This is a genomic window from Congregibacter sp., from assembly GCF_047617445.1.
In the GTDB taxonomy this organism is placed as follows: domain Bacteria; phylum Pseudomonadota; class Gammaproteobacteria; order Pseudomonadales; family Halieaceae; genus Congregibacter.
In genome coordinates, this window is record NZ_JBLGBE010000071.1 from 1 (window position 1) to 17,631 (window position 17,631).

14 protein-coding genes are annotated in these 17,631 nt (G+C 55.2%); 9 read left to right on the plus strand and 5 right to left on the minus strand.

Annotated elements, in window-relative coordinates:
• Window positions 1-64: 64 nt before the first annotated feature.
• From ACI9KD_RS13775 to ACI9KD_RS13785, 3 genes are read left to right on the plus strand one after another with little or no spacing between them, the layout of a single operon-like run.
• Window positions 65-589, plus strand: a complete 525-nt coding sequence (locus tag ACI9KD_RS13775) for an aldehyde dehydrogenase family protein (protein ID WP_414981754.1) — start codon at window positions 65-67, stop codon at window positions 587-589.
• Window positions 590-609: 20 nt separating this feature from the next.
• The gene (locus tag ACI9KD_RS13780; RefSeq protein ID WP_414981755.1) at window positions 610-1,167 is read left to right on the plus strand and encodes an aspartyl/asparaginyl beta-hydroxylase domain-containing protein; all 558 of its coding nucleotides are present in this window, start codon (window positions 610-612) and stop codon (window positions 1,165-1,167) included.
• Between the two features lie 19 nt (window positions 1,168-1,186).
• Complete coding sequence (locus ACI9KD_RS13785; RefSeq protein ID WP_414981756.1) at window positions 1,187-2,116, plus strand: hypothetical protein; 930 nt, start codon at window positions 1,187-1,189, stop codon at window positions 2,114-2,116.
• Here the strand turns inward: ACI9KD_RS13785 and ACI9KD_RS13790 are convergent.
• The 3 genes from ACI9KD_RS13790 to ACI9KD_RS13800 all read right to left on the minus strand — a co-directional run bounded on the left by ACI9KD_RS13790 (window position 2,113) and on the right by ACI9KD_RS13800 (window position 7,094).
• On the minus strand, window positions 2,113-4,155 hold the full coding sequence (locus tag ACI9KD_RS13790) for a tetratricopeptide repeat-containing sulfotransferase family protein (RefSeq protein ID WP_414981757.1): 2,043 nt from the start codon (window positions 4,153-4,155) through the stop codon (window positions 2,113-2,115). The genes ACI9KD_RS13785 and ACI9KD_RS13790 overlap by 4 nt on opposite strands.
• A 122-nt stretch (window positions 4,156-4,277) precedes the next feature.
• Window positions 4,278-6,716, minus strand: coding sequence for a TonB-dependent receptor (locus ACI9KD_RS13795; protein ID WP_414981758.1), 2,439 nt, complete (start codon window positions 6,714-6,716; stop codon window positions 4,278-4,280).
• Between the two features lie 156 nt (window positions 6,717-6,872).
• A complete protein-coding gene (locus tag ACI9KD_RS13800) occupies window positions 6,873-7,094 on the minus strand; it encodes a hypothetical protein (protein ID WP_414981759.1) in 222 nt (73 codons plus the stop codon).
• A gap of 135 nt (window positions 7,095-7,229) precedes the next feature.
• On the opposite strand from ACI9KD_RS13800, the gene ACI9KD_RS13805 reads away from it, so the two are divergent.
• Entirely contained in the window at window positions 7,230-8,180 is a 951-nt protein-coding gene (locus tag ACI9KD_RS13805) for a hypothetical protein (RefSeq protein WP_414981760.1), read from the plus strand.
• Between the two features lie 49 nt (window positions 8,181-8,229).
• On the opposite strand, the gene ACI9KD_RS13810 is transcribed toward ACI9KD_RS13805, so the two are convergent.
• On the minus strand, window positions 8,230-9,195 hold the full coding sequence (locus ACI9KD_RS13810) for a class I SAM-dependent methyltransferase (protein ID WP_414981761.1): 966 nt from the start codon (window positions 9,193-9,195) through the stop codon (window positions 8,230-8,232).
• Window positions 9,196-9,366: 171 nt separating this feature from the next.
• On the opposite strand from ACI9KD_RS13810, the gene purU reads away from it, so the two are divergent.
• From purU to ACI9KD_RS13835, 5 genes are all read left to right on the plus strand, one after another.
• Complete coding sequence (purU, locus tag ACI9KD_RS13815) at window positions 9,367-10,233, plus strand: formyltetrahydrofolate deformylase (protein WP_414981762.1); 867 nt, start codon at window positions 9,367-9,369, stop codon at window positions 10,231-10,233.
• A gap of 11 nt (window positions 10,234-10,244) precedes the next feature.
• Entirely contained in the window at window positions 10,245-12,296 is a 2,052-nt protein-coding gene (locus tag ACI9KD_RS13820; RefSeq protein ID WP_414981763.1) for a molybdopterin-containing oxidoreductase family protein, read from the plus strand.
• Window positions 12,297-12,388: 92 nt separating this feature from the next.
• Window positions 12,389-13,933, plus strand: coding sequence for a phytoene desaturase family protein (locus ACI9KD_RS13825; RefSeq protein ID WP_414981764.1), 1,545 nt, complete (start codon window positions 12,389-12,391; stop codon window positions 13,931-13,933).
• Window positions 13,930-15,552: a phytoene desaturase family protein gene (locus ACI9KD_RS13830; protein WP_414981765.1), complete on the plus strand. Its 1,623-nt coding sequence runs from the start codon at window positions 13,930-13,932 to the stop codon at window positions 15,550-15,552. The genes ACI9KD_RS13825 and ACI9KD_RS13830 overlap by 4 nt, the downstream gene beginning before the upstream one ends.
• A gap of 3 nt (window positions 15,553-15,555) precedes the next feature.
• Window positions 15,556-16,752, plus strand: a complete 1,197-nt coding sequence (locus tag ACI9KD_RS13835) for an aminomethyltransferase family protein (protein WP_414981766.1) — start codon at window positions 15,556-15,558, stop codon at window positions 16,750-16,752.
• A 20-nt stretch (window positions 16,753-16,772) separates the two neighbouring features.
• On the opposite strand, the gene ACI9KD_RS13840 is transcribed toward ACI9KD_RS13835, so the two are convergent.
• Window positions 16,773-17,631: hypothetical protein (locus ACI9KD_RS13840; RefSeq protein WP_414981767.1), on the minus strand; the 859-nt coding region annotated here is incomplete at its 5' end.

Here is a 17,631-nt window from a genome sequence, read left to right on the forward strand (position 1 = left end):
GTGGCGAGCGCCAAAGCGGCGTTCGAAACCTGGCGGGAGACACCCGCTTCCGAGCGCGCGCCTCATGATGCGCTACCAGGCTCTCCTTAAGGAGCATCACGATGATCTGGCAGGACGCATGGCAGCGGCTAAACCCGGCGCCTGGGATCACCCCGCTGCAGCTTATGGGCCCATCATTTCTCAAGGATCTCGAGATCGGGTGCTCAAGCTGATTGAGCAAGGCAAGCGTGAGGGCGCGACCTGCGTCCTGGACGGTACGAGTATTACCGTACCTGGCATGCCCGACGGCAACTGGATTGGGCCAACGCTCTTTGCCGATGTGGCGCCCGATATGGCGATCTACCGCGAAGAGATCTTCGGTGCCGCGCGTAAGTTCCAGCACGAAGTTGCCGTCGGCCAGGTCGGCATAAATATTCCGATACCTGTGCTACTGCCCTTCTTCTCTTTCACCGGATGGAATGATTCTTTCCGTGGAGATCTCCACGCCTACGGAAAACAGGGCGTACAGTTCTATACAGAAACCACAACAATTACCGCTCGCTGGCAGCACACAGACACCGAGCCAAACATTAGCATCGTCCTTAAGTAGGGCGGTGTTACCATGCCAATATGGAGATAGGACAACCCTTACGCGATCTCGGCGTTATAGACTCTAGCGCGCTAAAGAGCGCGGTTCTTGCGCTCGACGAGTCCGTGTGGCGCGAAGAGGAGCTGCGTCAAAGGAAGTACAGCGAAGTGCATTACAACACGCAGTCGATCATTCTCGTGTTCTGTGATCATGATAACTGGCCCCAGCTAGACGTCGTAAAAGGCAGTGGCTGGCAGCGCCTCGCGGACCTGGCTCTTCCCGTGATGCATGAAATCATCGAGCGCTTTTACGCGCCCGGAGGCACCATTATCCGAGCGATGGCCGCCCGGCTTAGCGCAGGGGCCACAATCACCCCGCATACCGACAATCATGAGTCTTTTCGGCGCGGCCATCGAATCCATATTCCAATCACAACGAACAGTAAGGTACGTTTTATGATCGATGGGCGACCACATCGTCTTGAAATTGGAAAGGCTTACGAGATCAACAATCAAAAACGTCACGGCGTAATCAATGGCGGTGACGAGGATCGCATTACCTTCATTTTTGACTATATTCCCAGCGTAGCACCCCAGTAAGCGCGGAGACGGTAATACTATGACCGCACTTATTGCGACATCGGTGGTTCGAGGTAGTCGACAGGGTGAGAGCCATGGTGGCGTTTATCTTATTAATCTTGAGACCGACGAATTGCTCAAGCCCATTGATTGGAACAAGGTAGATATCGACTGGGCCGGTCGGGGTTGGGACCGTGGATTACGCGGCATCGCCTTTCATGGTGAGCGCATTTTTATTGCGGCCAGTGACGAAATTTTCGCTTTTGATCAGGCATTCAATCTACTTGCCTCGTACAAGAACCCCTATCTCAAGCATTGCCACGAAATAGCTGTTCACCAAAACCACTTGTTTATCAGTTCAACCGGCTTTGACAGCATACTAGGCCTGAACCTGGACACGGAAGCCTTTGACTGGGGCCTGCATCTGCTCTCTGAGGGCCCCGCATTCGCAGTCCGGCGCTACGACCCCCGCGAGAGCAATGGTCCTCTGCTGCTAAACAAACTACATCTCAATAACATCTTCTGTGATGAAGGCGGGATGTATATGAGCGGACTTCGCACCAAATCATTGCTGCGCTTTGATGGTAAATCCGTCGGTGTTATGACGACCTTACCCGAAGGCGTACACAACGCGCGTCCGTTTCTGGACGGCGTCCTCTTCAACGACACCCGCTCTGATGCGCTGCGCTTTGAAAGCCCAAAGACCCGCAAAGCATTTCGTGTGCCACGTTTTCCAGAGCACAAACTGACCCACACGGATGTGGACGACTCTCGCATCGCACGGCAGGGATTTGGACGTGGCTTATGCACAATATCTGATGACTTGATAGCCGCCGGTTCATCTCCATCGACGGTCACCCTCTACGACCTTCGTGAGCAAAAGCCACTCAAAGTGATCAATTTATCGATGGACATCCGCAACGCTATTCACGGCCTGCAACGCTGGCCCTTTGAGTGGCCGCAGCGCTAGATCAGAGCAACCGGCTGATCTTTCTCTGGTAAGCGCGCCAGAACTGGCTCCAGATACTCTATCAACTCTCCCAGTTGGCCCTCATAGCGCCGCCAAAGGGATACTGAGCTGCGGTAAATAGGTTGTCTAACCTGCTCGGAGCTTGCAGTTTTCACCGCACGCGTGTTGCGGTGAAACTCAAGCATGGACTCTTCCCAGGACAGCCCACAATACTCGGCGATCGCTCGCGCCTCCGTTTCAAGGTCATCAACAACATTTTCGTAATGCACTGTATGCACCTTGTCAGGCAACACCTCGGCCCAATGATCCATGAGGCGCACATACTGCCCGTAGTAATGTGCCAGATCGTACAAGTCGTAGGAGAACACCTGGCCATTTGCGAAGAGTTGCTTGAAGGTACCCAGGCAACTGTCCAGCGGGTGCCTTCGCGCATCGATCACCCGCGCTTTGGGTAGGATCGTATGTAAGAAACCTATAGCGGTAAAGTTATTGGGCATCTTATCGGTAAACCGGGGCGAGCCTGTACGATGCTTCAGGGTGCTTTCGATGTACTCCTCGCCCAGACCCAACACGTGATGAGCCTGCAGCTCATGCATCACCTGTGGATACCGAATACCATCGGTACGATTCAGTCCTGACTGAGTCGCGGCACGCAACAGGTAGTGCAGCTCGGCAGTCCCCTCTACCTGAGAGTGACTGGCGAGGATTTGTTCAAGCAAAGTAGAGCCCGACCGCGGAAGCCCCACCACCAGAATTGGAGCCTCATCCTGGCAACCCCAGCCCTGGCGCTCAGCAAAGAACTCCCGGGAAAAAACCTCGATGATTCGATCATTATTGTCCTGGAATTCGATGGGGTCGTAGTTAACCGTGAAACGCTTTTTAGTGTTGCCCCGTGAGTAGTATTCAAAAGCATTGGCATAGTCCTTACGATCCTCACAGGCCTTGCCCAAAGCGAAGGAGAATGCAATTTCTGCGTCCGCTTTTTCTTCTTCGACGGAGTCAGCAACTATCTCTAGCTGTTCCTGCATCGTAGCAATATCATCGTCATCAAATCGAAAGGTCTTCAGATTCGCGAGACTCCAATAAGCTTCCCCGAAGTCTGCTTTGGCACTCATACAACGACGATAAGCATCCACTGCCTCGTCTTGCCGCCCCAAGGTTTTAAGCGCATGCCCAAGACACAATAGCGAAGGAAAATGTTGACTACTTATGGTCAGGGATTGTTCGAGCCACTGCACCGACTTCGTCAGTTCACCGGCTTTCATGGCATTTGAGCCCAGTCGCTCCAACACGTGCACCGAGCGGGGTTGCAACGCCAATGCGGACTGGTAGGCGCTTTCGGCCTCATCAAAGCGCTGAAGCTCTGAGTAGGCAGTACCGAGATTGATCCAGGCCTTCCAAAAATCTGGGGCAAGCTCAACCGCGCGGCGAAAATACGCCGCAGCGTCATCATAGCGCTCTCGCTTAACCTGCAAGATACCAAACAGGCGCAGCGCATCGACGTTGTGTGGATCCCCACGCAACAATTGCGTGTAGAGGGTTTCGGCCTCCTTGAGGTTGCCCTGATTCACCTGCTCCATCGCGCCAGCAAGGTCTTTGCGCACCGGGTCGGCATCCAGTACTCCTTCAAATGCCGTTTCAGCCTCACTTGATCGCCCCATGATGCTCAGCAACTCAGCTAAGCGCTGTTGAACGCGTGCTGGATCTGGCGCGTGGCGAATAGCGGAGCGCAGCGAAGTCAGAGCGTCCTCGAGTTTGCGTTGGGCAAGTTGCACATCGGCGACATCCTCATACGCCCGGGAATGCTCGGGAATGAGCCGCACCACATGCATCAATCGCTGCTCGGCATCATGAAAGCGTCGCTGCTTGGCGAGAGATACTCCCAAGAGGCGCAGTAGATTAGGATCGTTAGGCAGCGCTTCCAGCGCTTCGAGCAAAAGCTGCTCTGCCGCAACAAAGTCCTCTGCCTGCAGAAGCTTTGCTGCGTTCTCGAAGATGTACCGGGCGTGACTCGACGGGGGTTTATTCTCAACTGACAAAACGTGCTCCGCTGTGGCTTCAGCAAGGTCTGCGGGTAGACTGCCACCAGTGCGGCGGCGAGTCTACACGCCTGCGGTCAGCAACTCCCACGGGGCTCTGGCTCTGCGTAGACCCACGCTCCTTAGAACGATTTGTACCAGCCCAGAGAAATCTCCCGAGGTCGAATCGTGTAAGCGCGATCGTCTCCAAATCGTGGGACGATAAAGGTCAGAGCCCGCTCATCCCACAAATTATCAACACCGAGCCATAGAGACCAGCCTGCTTCGGAATCAATGGAGAAGTACAAAGAGCCAATTTCATAGGCCGGCTGGACCGAAGGAACTGTAGCTGAGGCGCCAAACAGTAAAACTGACGCATTAGTACCATTCACCGACTCGTCGACGAAGTTGTAGTCAAAGCGCGCCATCGCTGACAAACCCGCCCAGGGAAGATCTGTGTTGTACTCAAGGCTAGCCACTATTTTCCATTCTGGAACGACGGGCAATGGATCCCCCGCCTCACCAGCAACAATGGTCCCGTTGTTGAGAATGATGTCTTCGTCGATTCTTGCATCAAGATAGGTAGCCGCGCCCGAAATCTCCCAGTGGTCTGACAACGCAAAGGCAAAAGTACCCTCAACACCATCGATCGATGCATTACCCGCGTTCACGGTCGTAGAGCCTGCTACGGGCAACTGGACCTGAATCTGGTAGTCCTCCCAATCCATTATAAAGAGAGTCATGTTGGTAAGCAGGCGACCATCCAGCCAGGTAGCCTTACCACCCAACTCATAGTTAATTAGACGATCGGGACCGAAGAACAGAGGCGCTCCCAGCGCTACAGAACTCGGATTCTGACGCACCCCGCCATTTTGCCCCCCCACACGTACACCTTCGGAGTACGTGAAGTACACCATGGCTTCGTCCGTAGGTGTCCACGTTACATTCACGCGAGGCGAAAAATCCTCTGTGGTTTCAGAGACGGTGAAATTATCCGACACCTGATTAACGAACAGCGAATTTTCTTCGACCCCCCGCTCGGTTTCAAAGTAGCGACCACCCGCTGAAACTGTTAGGTCCTCAGTAAGGCGATAACTGAGCTCGGCAAAGACAGCGACGGTTTCGATGTCCTGTAACTGGCCATTACCCCGCCCTCCGGGTTTGCCGTTGTAACTGAGATCCGACCGGGATCCCTGATCGAACCAGTCGTTAGTCGGCTCTACTCCGTAATAAGTAAAGATTGAGCCCCCGCCGCCGTTCGCAGCGAAGTCGTCCACAGATGACAGGTAATCCCAATCATTGTTGGTGCGCTCGTAAAAAGCGCCTACCAACCAATTAAATTTGTTGGAGCCTTCATCCTTGGATACCAGGCGAACCTCTTGAGCGAAGGAGCTAACCTCCTGGTCCAGGCTTATGAGTCCCGTAGGGTCTGCACCAAAGTCGTTATAGTTAACAAACAAATAACAATAAGCCGTGGCGGCGCAGGTATCGTAGTCAAGAAACTCGCGAACACCCGAGTAGTACTCTGCAAGATCCAGACCCGCCGTCTTGTACCCTGTCATATACGCCGTCGAATCCAGGTCGTAATCAATTGTTCGATTATGAGTACCACCGGCAATGGTAATGTCTGCGAAGCCCAGGTCACCCTGAATGATCAACGACACGTTGTACCACTCATCATCCCGCTTCTCGTCCTTGAACTTGATCGTGCTCAGGTCACCAAACGCTGGATTGAAGTCAAAACCCGCACCGACTTCGGAGTTTTGATAAATGATTCCCGCATCAACGGTCCAGTTTTCATTGGGCTGCCATCGCACGTACAAACGGGCGCCTTCAGACGTCCAGTCGTTGATGTCATCTCCGACCTGACTAGCATTATTGCGATTACCATTCTCCGGTGAGTAAGCACTCGTGGTCCCAAGAATGTTGTCAATGTACCCGCCTTCATGCTCGTAGAAGCCCACCAGGCGAATAGCCAACTTATCGGGGATCGCGACGATGTTTGCCGCACCGCTAACGTTATAGGACGGGTCGCCCTCACTAATCGTGCCACCTTCCGCCATGATCCAACCACCATTCTCGGTGGTGTTGGGCTTGTTGGTAACGATCTTTAAGGTCCCTGACTGCGAACCCGCTCCGTATAGCGTCGGTTGAGGTCCCGACAACGCCTCAAGGCGTTCGATGTCGTAAAGGCGTACATCAGGATTCTGCCCATCGCGCGTAATCGGGATCTCATCAAGATACAGGGTAGAGGAGCTTATCGTGTCAAAACCAGAGGGCTGGGAAACCGCACCACGAAACGCAATTGTCGACGCTCCCGGCCCGGATGTCCCAAAGGATACGCTGGTGAGGTCGCGGGCATAGTCTTCAAAGCCCTTCATCATGCGCTCACGAATAGCGCGCTCATCGAAGGCCTGCACATACAAGGGAACGTCCTGAACATCCTGCGCCCTGCGACGCGCTGTCACGATGGTCTCTTCCAGTTGCTGCGCCCCGGCCTCTCGGGGAGTCGTCCCGAGGGCAGCCATGACACCCAGTGCTATGCCTGTGTGGATGAAAGGAAATCTATTGCGTTTGCCCACGATAAATGCCTGTGACTGCGAAGCGTTTACTAGAAGTATCGAAATGCCACCGGGAAAACATCCGCGCCTATAGGGAAAACCCGACGCACCGAGCGGCGCACCACAATGACGGCTATTTCGCCCACTATTGGTGCTTTCACTTCACTGCAATCTACTCTAGGGCCTTCTGGATGCCACAAAACGCGTGTACACCCAAAAGGACAAGAGCATACCCGTTGCGATAATCGCCGCAGACAGCAGCGCCCGAAACGGCATATCCACAGTCCAGATTCCGGCGTACTCCAACCAGTATTGCAGGTACAGCGAGAGCGCCCAGGGCGACAGCGCGAGAGTGATGCGTGCAAAGCGATTCAAAAGAGCCGAAATTCCAGTAGCCATGACTAACCCTGCGTTGACTTAGCATGTAGTCTAGTTCACACGCATTAGCGCTGCTTTCTCTGCCTATCCGTTCGAAAGAAGCAAGAGCTCAGGAATGCGATGGTTAGTAATGGCGGATGACACGGATAATTACCGATGAACCAGCAAGCTGATCACACATCACGGGTCGCGACACGCGATGCTTTCCGACACCCCGCGATTAATGGCTGGGCATTGTTTTGGCTGCTGGCGACTCCGATGACGGCGTTCATGATTCTCGCGGCGCTGCGCTTTGATCTCTCGTCACCCGACGGGGTCTCGCACATGATCCAGTATTCCGTGCGCTGGGCCGTACCGTTCATTTACTTCGTGGTCGCTGCATCAGCAATGCCAGTATTGTTTCCTGGCACGTTTTCCCGGTGGTGGCTGCGCAACCGACGCTACATAGGATTGGTGTTTGCTGTAGCCATGGCCTGGCAAGGTGCTTTCATTTTTATCATATCTAACCTGCACACCGGCTACTACTATGAAGATGTGTACGCACTTCGAGACGAGCTTGAAGGCAGCAGTGGTTATCTGTTCCTGGCCGCCATGGTAGTCACATCCTTTCGGGCCGGCCGGCAGTTCCTAAGTGCTGCCCAGTGGAAGCTACTCCACCGAAGTGGCGTGTATTTTTTATGGGCCTACCCCTTCAGTGTGTACTGGTGGAACCTCTACTACTACAAGAGCACCGCCGCCATCGACTATGTCTTCTACTGGGCCGGTTTTCTCGTGTTTGCCGCGCGCATCGCCGCATGGGGGAAGAGACGCTGGCCTCACCAACTTCACGAGTCGTCGGCGACTTCTATGCTGTGGACATCACGTGCAATAGGCGCAAGTCTCATCGGCGCTGGTCTCGTTGCTTCGGCCACCGGACTGCTGTGGCAAGACACGGTCTCCACGGCCCTCACAAAGGCTCCGTGGTCTGCGCAGCTGGAGCTGTGGTTACCGTTTTGGCCCTTCGAACCTTTTCTACCACTTGTCGCTCTGGGTATAGGCACCTGGCTGTTCACCGGCGGCTTCGCCGCGGACTCCATGGACTCACGCAGTGGGGCGCCGGCGCACTAGCCCGCGCTACCTCAGTAGCAGCACGGTCCAGCGTTAATACAATGAGGAACTAAGACTCAGTCGGTTTACGAAAGCGTAGCGTCATTCGTGAGGATTCACCGATAGCCACATACTTGGCTGCCAGCACTCCGTCCTCGACCGGCTCAAGGGTAGGTGAAAGCCGCCAGACATATTCTTCCTCCGTCGGCTCATCTTTGGGATTTTCGTTCACGTCGGACTGTGCATCGAACTCGAAACCCGCAGTTTCAAAAGCCGCAATGACCATGCTTTTCTTCAGATAGCCGTTCGAGCCATCGGCCCAGGTATCGCTGTTGGACTCGGGCCCCATATGTTGCACCACGCCCACAAGCCCTCCCGGCTTTAGAATCTGATAACTGTCGGCTATCGCAGCGCTGAAATACCCTCCGCTGGATTCAAAGGATGCGAGGTTGTGCAAGGCACGGATAAACAACACGCGATCAGCACTGCCATGCAATTCGGCCGGCAAAGAACCAAAGTGAAAGGCTGTTGTATCCGCACCTTGCCCCGGCCACTGGGCCACTTCCTGCGGCCAGGTCTGGGACCAAACAGCTTTGGCAGCCAGTTCCTCGGCACTATAAAACTCAAACAAAGGATACATCTCAAGGGAATAGTCTGCGCCAATGATCGTACCCTGTACCCCCAGATATGGATGGAGTATTCGCGTGTACCAGCCGCCTTCGGGCAGTGCCTCCACAACCGTCATACCGGGTTGCAACTTAAAAAACTCGAGGGTCTGTGCAGGATGTCGAGCAGCGTAGCGCGCCCTGACCCCGTCGGGCTGCCCGCCCAGTATCTCCGCAAGCGAGTCATCGACGACAGGATCTCTTGCGTCGAGCTTCGCTGAACTGCGCAACTCTGATGGAGCGGCATCGGCAACAGATACCTCAGGATTCGATGCCCCCTCACCGCCACAAGCACTCAAGGCGCAGACAGATGAAAAAAATAGGCCCAGGGGGAAAAGGCGTCTGGAATACACAGGGTCAGAATATCGCATAGGAATTGCCCTCAAAAAGAATTGTTCTACCACATGCTAAAGCACAGCAGAGTCCGCGCGGACAGGCTGAGAAGAAGCGCCAGAATACCGGTGGTGTACTTCACATGCACAGTGGCTAAGAAAACCCTCTAAACAGCTACAAAATATCAAAGCACAGCAGGACGACTCAGAATGCAAAGCGGCAACGCGGATAAAATGTTCACCCTCACCACGTCCTGTATCGACCAACCTGGTCTGGTAGCAGCGGTGTCTGGGAGCATCGCAGGACACGGCGGCACCCTCGTCGAGTCTCACAACCACACAGACGCTCAACAGCGCTGGTTTTTCATGCGCAATGTTATTGGCGGTGCGCCGCACTTTGACGACAAAGGATTTATCAACGACTTCACAAAAATCGCCGAGAAATACGCGATAGATTGGTCTCTCTCAGAGAACAAGCAAGCCGAGCGAGTCGTTATTCTTGCCAGCCAGTCGTCGCACTGCCTGTCGGATCTGCTTTATCGCTGGAAGAGCGGCGAGTTGCCCTGCTCGATCCCTTGCGTGATATCCAATCACGAAAATCTGCGTAGCATGGTCGAGTGGCATGGGGTTCCATTTCATTACGTACCCGTGCCCAAAACCGACAAGCGTGAGGCATTTGCCAGCATTGAGGCACTGATTGACCGCCATGACGCCGACACCATCGTGCTGGCCCGGTTTATGCAGATCATGCCGCCTCATTTGTGCGAGAAATACGCCCATCGACTGATCAACATACACCACAGTTTCCTGCCGTCCTTTATTGGCGCAAACCCCTACCAAAAAGCCCATGATCGAGGCGTGAAGCTTATCGGAGCGACCTGCCACTACGTAACTACTGACCTGGATGAAGGCCCCATCATCGAGCAAGACGTGGTGCGCGTGGATCACAGTTGCAGCAAAGATGATCTGGTCCGCCTTGGCCGGGATGTTGAACGCAGCGTACTTTCCCGAGGTCTGCGCTATCATCTTGAGCATCGCGTGCTGGTGCACGGCAACAAGACAGTAGTATTTAACTAAGGAGTCATCTTATGACGGAGCGCGTTTCCCGGTCTTCCACGGAAATGGTCGACTCGGTGCACACACGTCAGACCGTATGTCCGCTGGATTGTGCCGACACCTGTAGTCTCGAAGTAACGGTACAAGATGATCGACTTACCGCTGTGCGCGGCGGAAAAGCCAATCCTTTCACCCGAGGCAAGCTATGTGCAAAGGTCGTCAACTCCTTTCCGGCCCAGGTGCATGGTGATCTGCGCATCAAAACGCCTCTGCTGCGCCAAGACAGCCTCGGGGGCCGGAACTTCCAGGCGATCAGCTGGGAACAGGCGCTGGAGATCATTCACGACCGGTTCTCCCACATCACTGAGCGTTGGGGCAGCGAAGCAATAGCCCCCCTAAGCTACGGTGGCCCCATGGGGATTCTCGCCGGCGGTAGCATGGACAAGCGCTTCTTTCATCGGCTGGGCGCCACGCTGGTGGATTCATCTACCTTGTGCGCGGGAACATCGAGCGCAGCCTGGGATACCGTGTTCGGAGACGCCGGTGGCATAGACCTGGAAGAAATCGCGCAATCCCGACTCATTATTGTGTGGGGAAACAACGTTACGACCTGCAATCTGCATCTCACAAAAATTATCCGCGATGCGTGCAAACAAGGCGCAAAACTCGTTGTCATCGATCCAAAACGTATACGGATTGCTAAAGAAGCCGACTTACATATACCTCTCCTGCCAGGCTCCGATGTAGCACTGGCTTACGCGGTTACAGCTTTGCTCGATGCCAGCGGCGATCTAGACGAGACCTTTATCGAACAGCACACTCACGGTGCAGCAGCCTTTCGTGAGGCCGCAAAGGCCTTCGACCTTAAAAGAGCGGCAAGTCTCTGTGGAATTGATTCGGCACTCCTAGAAAACTTTGCCGACCTGCTGCGCAACCATAAGCCCGCGGCCATGAGCATTGGCGTTGCACCAGAGCGCAATCGCAATGGCAGTGCGGGGCTCCGCGCCGCGTTCTCTTTGATGGCGCTTACGGGAAACATCGGACCCCAGGGTGCCGGTATCTGCGATGTATCGAGATACTTTCCTGTAAATCGTGAGCGCCTGGCCAGGCCGGATCTGGCACCCGCCGGTCTCAGAAAGATCAACGTGCTTGATGTTCCGCGCTACGTGTTGGACCCCGGCGAAGAGACACCCTTGCGAGGTCTGTTCATTTACAACCACAACCCAGTGGCGGTGCATCCGGAGCAGGCTAAGATGCGCGAGGCCTTGCTGTCTGATGACGTATTTGTCGTAGGCAGCGATATCAGTATGACGGACTCTATGGCGTGTGCTGACCTGGTGCTTCCTGCACCCTCTCACTTTGAATATGGCGACGTATATCAGGCTTATGGTCATCGCTACCTGCAGCGATCCCGTCCGGTGCTTCCACTTCAAGGGGATGCTATAAGCAACATGGAGTTGTTTCGGCGCCTGGCTAAACAATTTGGCTTCGAAGAACCGGCGTTTCACGATTCAGACGACACAATGATAGACCAGGCATTTGCAGCCGTTGATAGCAGTATCGGCGAGCAAGCAGATGGCGCAGCGCTGGATATGACCCCCTTCGCAGAACCCGCGATGCTCAGAGGGGGCGAGTTCACCACCCCCACCGGACGAATTGAACTTTTTAGCGAAAACATGAAGTCCCACTGCGGCCAGGGCCTGCCCGTGTACCTGGAAATGCCCGACAAGCGTCGCTTTGTCTTGGTCACGCCGGCATCAGAAGAGCGCATCAACTCAACATTTGGTGGTCTCGCGCATCAGCAACGAGATCTGGCTTGCGAGATTCATAGTGATGATGCCCAGGCTCAGGGGATCAATAACGGCGATGTCATCGAGCTTTACAACGAGCGTGCCACGGTGCGGCTGCCGGCGCGAGTCAGTGATGATGTACGCCCGGGGACCCTGTATATCCCTAAGGGTGCGTGGATCGACGGCTCCCCCACCGGCTTCACCGCGAACGCTCTGTTGCCCGGCCATCAGGAAGCCGCCATCGGCGGCGCTTGCTACTACGACTGCGCGGTAGATATCCGGCGGTTGCCCTGATTCAAGCTCCACCTCTCTTGTCGTATAGGCGCGGTGGAGCCCTAAACCATGGCCCCGTACAGTTTCGGGCTTATTAGTGAGGCACGACTCGATTGAGCACATACGACACCATTATTATTGGCGCCGGCCACAACGGCTTGATCTGCGCGACACTGTTGGCCCGTGCCGGACAGCGGGTACTGGTACTTGAGGCAAATGATCGCGTCGGTGGTTTAGCCGCCGATCGAGAGTTTCATCCGGGATTTCACGCGTCCGTGGCACAAAGCTTCTATGCCTTGTCCTCGGACCTGGTCAAAGATCTCAAACTTGCCCAACACGGCTTTGAACTATCGAGCAACAGCCTGAACACGGTCGCGCTGTCGCTCGGAGAGTCACCCGTGATCATTGCTGAGCACAGCGTTTCTGGTGTCAGTGCGGACGACAGTAGTGCTTACCAAAAATACCGAGACCAGCTCAGAACCTTTGCTGCCGCCCTCTCGCCGTTCTGGGCGAAGACAATGCCCGGCATCGGTGGCAACACGCTAAAGGAACTCTTCACCTTCGCTCACATGGGGCTAAAGCTTCGCATGATGGGCAAAGACGACATGCTGGAATTTCTCCGGGTCGCGTCTCTACCCATGCGAGATCTTGTAGACGAGCACTTTGAGAGCGATGCACTAAAAGCAGCTCTTTGCTGGGATGGACTCATCGGCTCCAAGCTTGCGCCACGATCCCCCAACCAGGCTGTGCTGACATTACTCAACCGCATGGCCGGCGCTCACAACGGACAGCACAGTCTGCCATCCGGTGGCGTCCGCGCATTTGTGGGTGCCCTGAAAAGCGCTGCCGAAAACGCCGGCGTCGATATTCGCCTGGAATCGGCGGTGAAAAAAGTACGCATCGACGGCGACGAGAATGGCCAGCGCTGCAGCGGTGTACTCCTTGCCAATGGTGAGAGCATCGACGCGCCCCGGGTGGTGTCCAATGCGGATCCTAAAACCACCTTCCTCAAGCTCGTTGGCACGCCACATCTTGAGATCGAATTCAGCAACCGTATCCGGCGACTGCGCTGCGACGGTTTCGTGGCAAAGCTTCATCTCGCCCTTAGCGATCTACCTGGCTTTACCGGCGTAGATCGCCCGGATGGACGCATCATTATTGCTCCGAATATGGATTCTATTGAATTCGCCTTTGACGATGCCAAGTACGGCGATAGCTCCGAGAACCCCGTACTGGAAGTGCTCATTCCCAGCTTGCAACAACAGGGCCTGGCTCCCTCGGGACAGCATGTGCTGTCCGCTCAGGTGATGTACGTCCCTGCCCACCCAAACGGCGGCTGGGATGCCGACCGTCGGCAGGCGTTGATCGAGCGATTACTCGCCCTCCTGGAGAGCTATGCACCGGGCATCAAAGATCTGGTTCTCGGCGCTGAACTGCTGACACCAGCGGACCTGGAAGACCAATATCAGCTTAGCAATGGGCACTGGCACCACGCGGAGCCCGCTATCGATCAGCTTCTCATGATGCGGCCCACCTACGAAGCTGCGCAGTACCGCACACCCATTGATGGTTTGTACCTTTGCGGTGCGGGCTCCCATCCCGGGGGTGACCTTACGGGTAACCCAGGACGCAATGCTGCCAGGGAGATTCTGGCATGAAAAAATACGATGCAATCATCATCGGTGCGGGTCACAACGGGCTGACCTCCGGCGCCTATCTCGCGAAAGCCGGTCTAGACGTACTAGTCGTGGAAAAAAATGACTACATCGGTGGTGCCGCCGTAACGCGAGAGATGCACGATGGCTGGTTCTACTCCAGCTGCTCTTACGTATGCAGCATGATGCGCCAGTCCATCCACAGGGATCTGGATTTGACTCGCCATGGGCTTCTGCTGGTGCCCTATCTAGGCACCGTGAACTTTAGTGCCGATGGCAGCCGTACGCTCATCGATTACAACGACGAACAAGCTGCTTATTTGGAGCTGCGTAAACACTCGCCCCATGATGCAGACGCGATGTCGCGCTTTCAGGCTGATCTGGGACGTTACGCGCAGCTCATTCGCAAAACGCTGCTGCGAACACCCCCCGACCCGAGTTCCTTAAAGCCTCGGGACATTATGGAAATGCTCTGGCTGGCAAAAGAGTTCTGGGGACTGGGCGAGCGCGAGCTTTACGAATACATTCGCTTCTTTACGATGAGCGCCGCTGATTTTCTGGAAGATTATTTCGAGAACGATCTCATCAAGGCAGCAATGGCCAGCCCCGGCATCATCGGCACCGCATTAGGCGTCTATTCTCCCGGCTCCGCTTATATCCTTTTGCATCACGTGATGGGCGATGTGGATGGCAGCGTAGGAGCTTGGGGACTGGCGCGCGGGGGTATGGGTTCTATTTCTCACGCGCTTGCCGGTGCACTCCAGGAGCATGGCGGAGAGATACGCACACAAGCAGGCGTCGAACAGATTATCGTCAAGGATGGGGCCACCGTCGGAGTTGCTTTAGAGAGCGGTGAAGAAATCTATGGCGGCATCGTAGTGTCGAACCTGGATGCCAAACGCACCTTCACCAAGGTCATTGATAAAAATGACCTGCCGCCGGCCATTTACGAGCGGGCCAAGAATTTTAAGATCCGTGGTTCCTCCGGCAAAGTGAACATTGCGCTATCGGGCATGCCGACATTTACGAACGTACCGGACAACCGCTACATCAATCGTGGGGGTCAAGGCTTTGCCGGCTCTCTGGAGACCATGGAGCGCGCCTACGATTGCTGGAAGCGAGGCCGCTGGTCCGACGACCCGTTTATCGAGACGATCATTCCGTCTGCCTGGGACCCTACCGTAGCGCCACCGGGCTGCCATTGGATGTCCTGCTTTGTCCAGTACTGCCCGCCAAAACTGGCGGATGGTGATTGGACGCCAGAGAAGCGCGACGCCTTCGGTGCCACGGTCATCGACAAGATCGAACGCTACTCACCGGGCTTTAAGGACCTGATAGTCCATGCGGAAATTCGCACGCCGCACGAAATTGAGAATGAGATTGGCCTGACCGAAGGCAACATATTCCAGGGCGAACTCACCATCGACCAGTTACTATTTAACCGGCCATTCCCTGGCTACGGACAGTACCGAATGCCGCTCAAGAACATGTACATGTGTGGTTCATCCACCCATCCGGGCGGTGGCGTATCTTCGGCCTGCGGCGCAAACGCAGCCCGAGAAATACTGCGCGACCTCAAGCGACCCAACACAGTCCCCGAAGACGACTGCCACGACGAGTAAATCATGCACCCTAGCGACCCCTATGCCGGAGAACGCCTGAAGCACTCGTATTTTCACGAGCGCCAGGCGCCCATGAACCTGCGCGACGCGTGGTCGTCGTGGAACGGCTATAAATTTGCCGACTACTACTACGACGACACCTACGAGTACTTCTGTATTCGCAATACCTGTGGCACCTACGACATATGCCCCATGCAGAAGTACATGATCGAGGGGCCTGACGCCTTGGCTATGCTCAACCGAATGGTGACACGGGATCTTTGTAAACTGGGTGTCGACCGCGTCACCTACGTTTGCTGGTGCACAGATTTCGGCCGCATGATTGATGATGGAACGATTTTTCGTCTTGGCGAAGAGCGCTTCATGCTGACCTGCGGCAGCCCTAGTCTGGCCTGGCTGCGTAAAAGCAGCCTGGGATTTGACGAGCTAACTATTCGTGAGTGCTCCGAGGAGTTTGCCGCACTGGCCTTGCAAGGCCCGACCAGCTACGCCGTACTCAAAGCCATGGGGCTGGAAGCGGTACGCCAACTCAAGCCCTTTGGCGTCATGCATCTGCCTTTTAATGGCAGCAGCCTGATGATTTCTCGCACCGGCTTTACCGGAGATCTGGGCTACGAGCTTTGGGCAGAACCCAGTCAGGCACTACCCCTGTGGGATGCACTGTATGCGGCTGGTGAAGACTTTGGCATCCACCCTTACGGCGAATCCGCCACGAACATGGCGCGCATGGAAGCGGCCTTCATCATGCCGGACATGGAATTTAACGAGGCACTCAAAACCATTAACTTTGAGTACGACCAGACCCCCCTGGAACTAAACCTTGGCTGGCTGGTGGACTTTAAAAAGCCGCATTTCAATGGGCGTTCCGCGCTGCTTGCGCAACAGAAAGCCGGCCCAAAACGTATGCTGGTAAAGCTCGACATAGAGGGGAACAAACCCGCCGATGGCGCAATCTTGTACAGCAACAAGCGGTGCTCCCATGAGATCGGTTACGTGACATCCGGGATGTGGTCTCCATCGGTGAAAGCCAATATTGCCCTTGCGATGGTAGATACTGCCGCGCTGCAGGGCGAGATATGGGCCGAGGTGTATTACGAGAGAGAACTGCGTCACCACCATAAGGTTGCGCGCTGTACGCTCAAAGACAAGCCATTTTGGGCGCCAGCCCGAGCGCGCAAAACACCGCCGAACGACTCCTAAGCCACCAGCACGGCCAAGGCTTAGGGCGCCGCGGCCCCGGCAGGCGCTTCCGCTCGGATTTCTTGGCGCCATTCAGACAGATTCATGCCGATGGCCATGAACCCCAGGATCCAAAGCGCTTCGTCCCAAACGAAAACCCAGTGACCACGGTAGCCCCAGTACGCCGCGGTCAACCACAGAAGGCTGTACAGGACCACCTTAAACCCCTGGGCGAAGCGCAGTTTGATGCCTCCGGCGACACCCTTCTCCTGCAGGCGAACCATGACTTCGATCATCATCAAAATAAACAGCCAGACCACCACTTCCAGTAAGTCAGCCCAGGCCAACTCCCATTCCACAACCATGCCAGCGCTATCAGTCAGCACCTGATTCTGTGCAAATTGAAAGAAGTGCGTTTCCGAAGATAGCTGCTGACAATTCGAACGACTGAGATCCCAGTATTCGAGATTTTTGGCAAAGGATAATCCGCTATCAGCGAAGCTGCAAAGAGCGACCCCCTGGTGTTCCACCGCGCGGTTCAGATCAAGGAGGTAGTCCGAAAAGGCAAACACCGTATGACCGATTGCCAGGTAGCAAACAATCCGAAGGACCTGCATTAGTCGCACGCGACCTTTGGTAAAAGCCGCATCTGACAGCAGGAACGTCTCTAGTTCCAGAAGCAGTAACAACAAAAACCACGCTGACTCATCCAGGGTGGTCGCAAATGCCGAAGTCCAGTCGACTAAACGCCAACCGGCGTGCATGGTATGGCGCGCAACATTCAAATCATTGCCCAAGTAGTGCACAAAATTCGTTAACAGTAGGCCGTAGACCACGATCTTCAGAATCTGGCGCGGATTCATCGCAAAAAATCGACCACCCTGACCGGACACCGGTAAA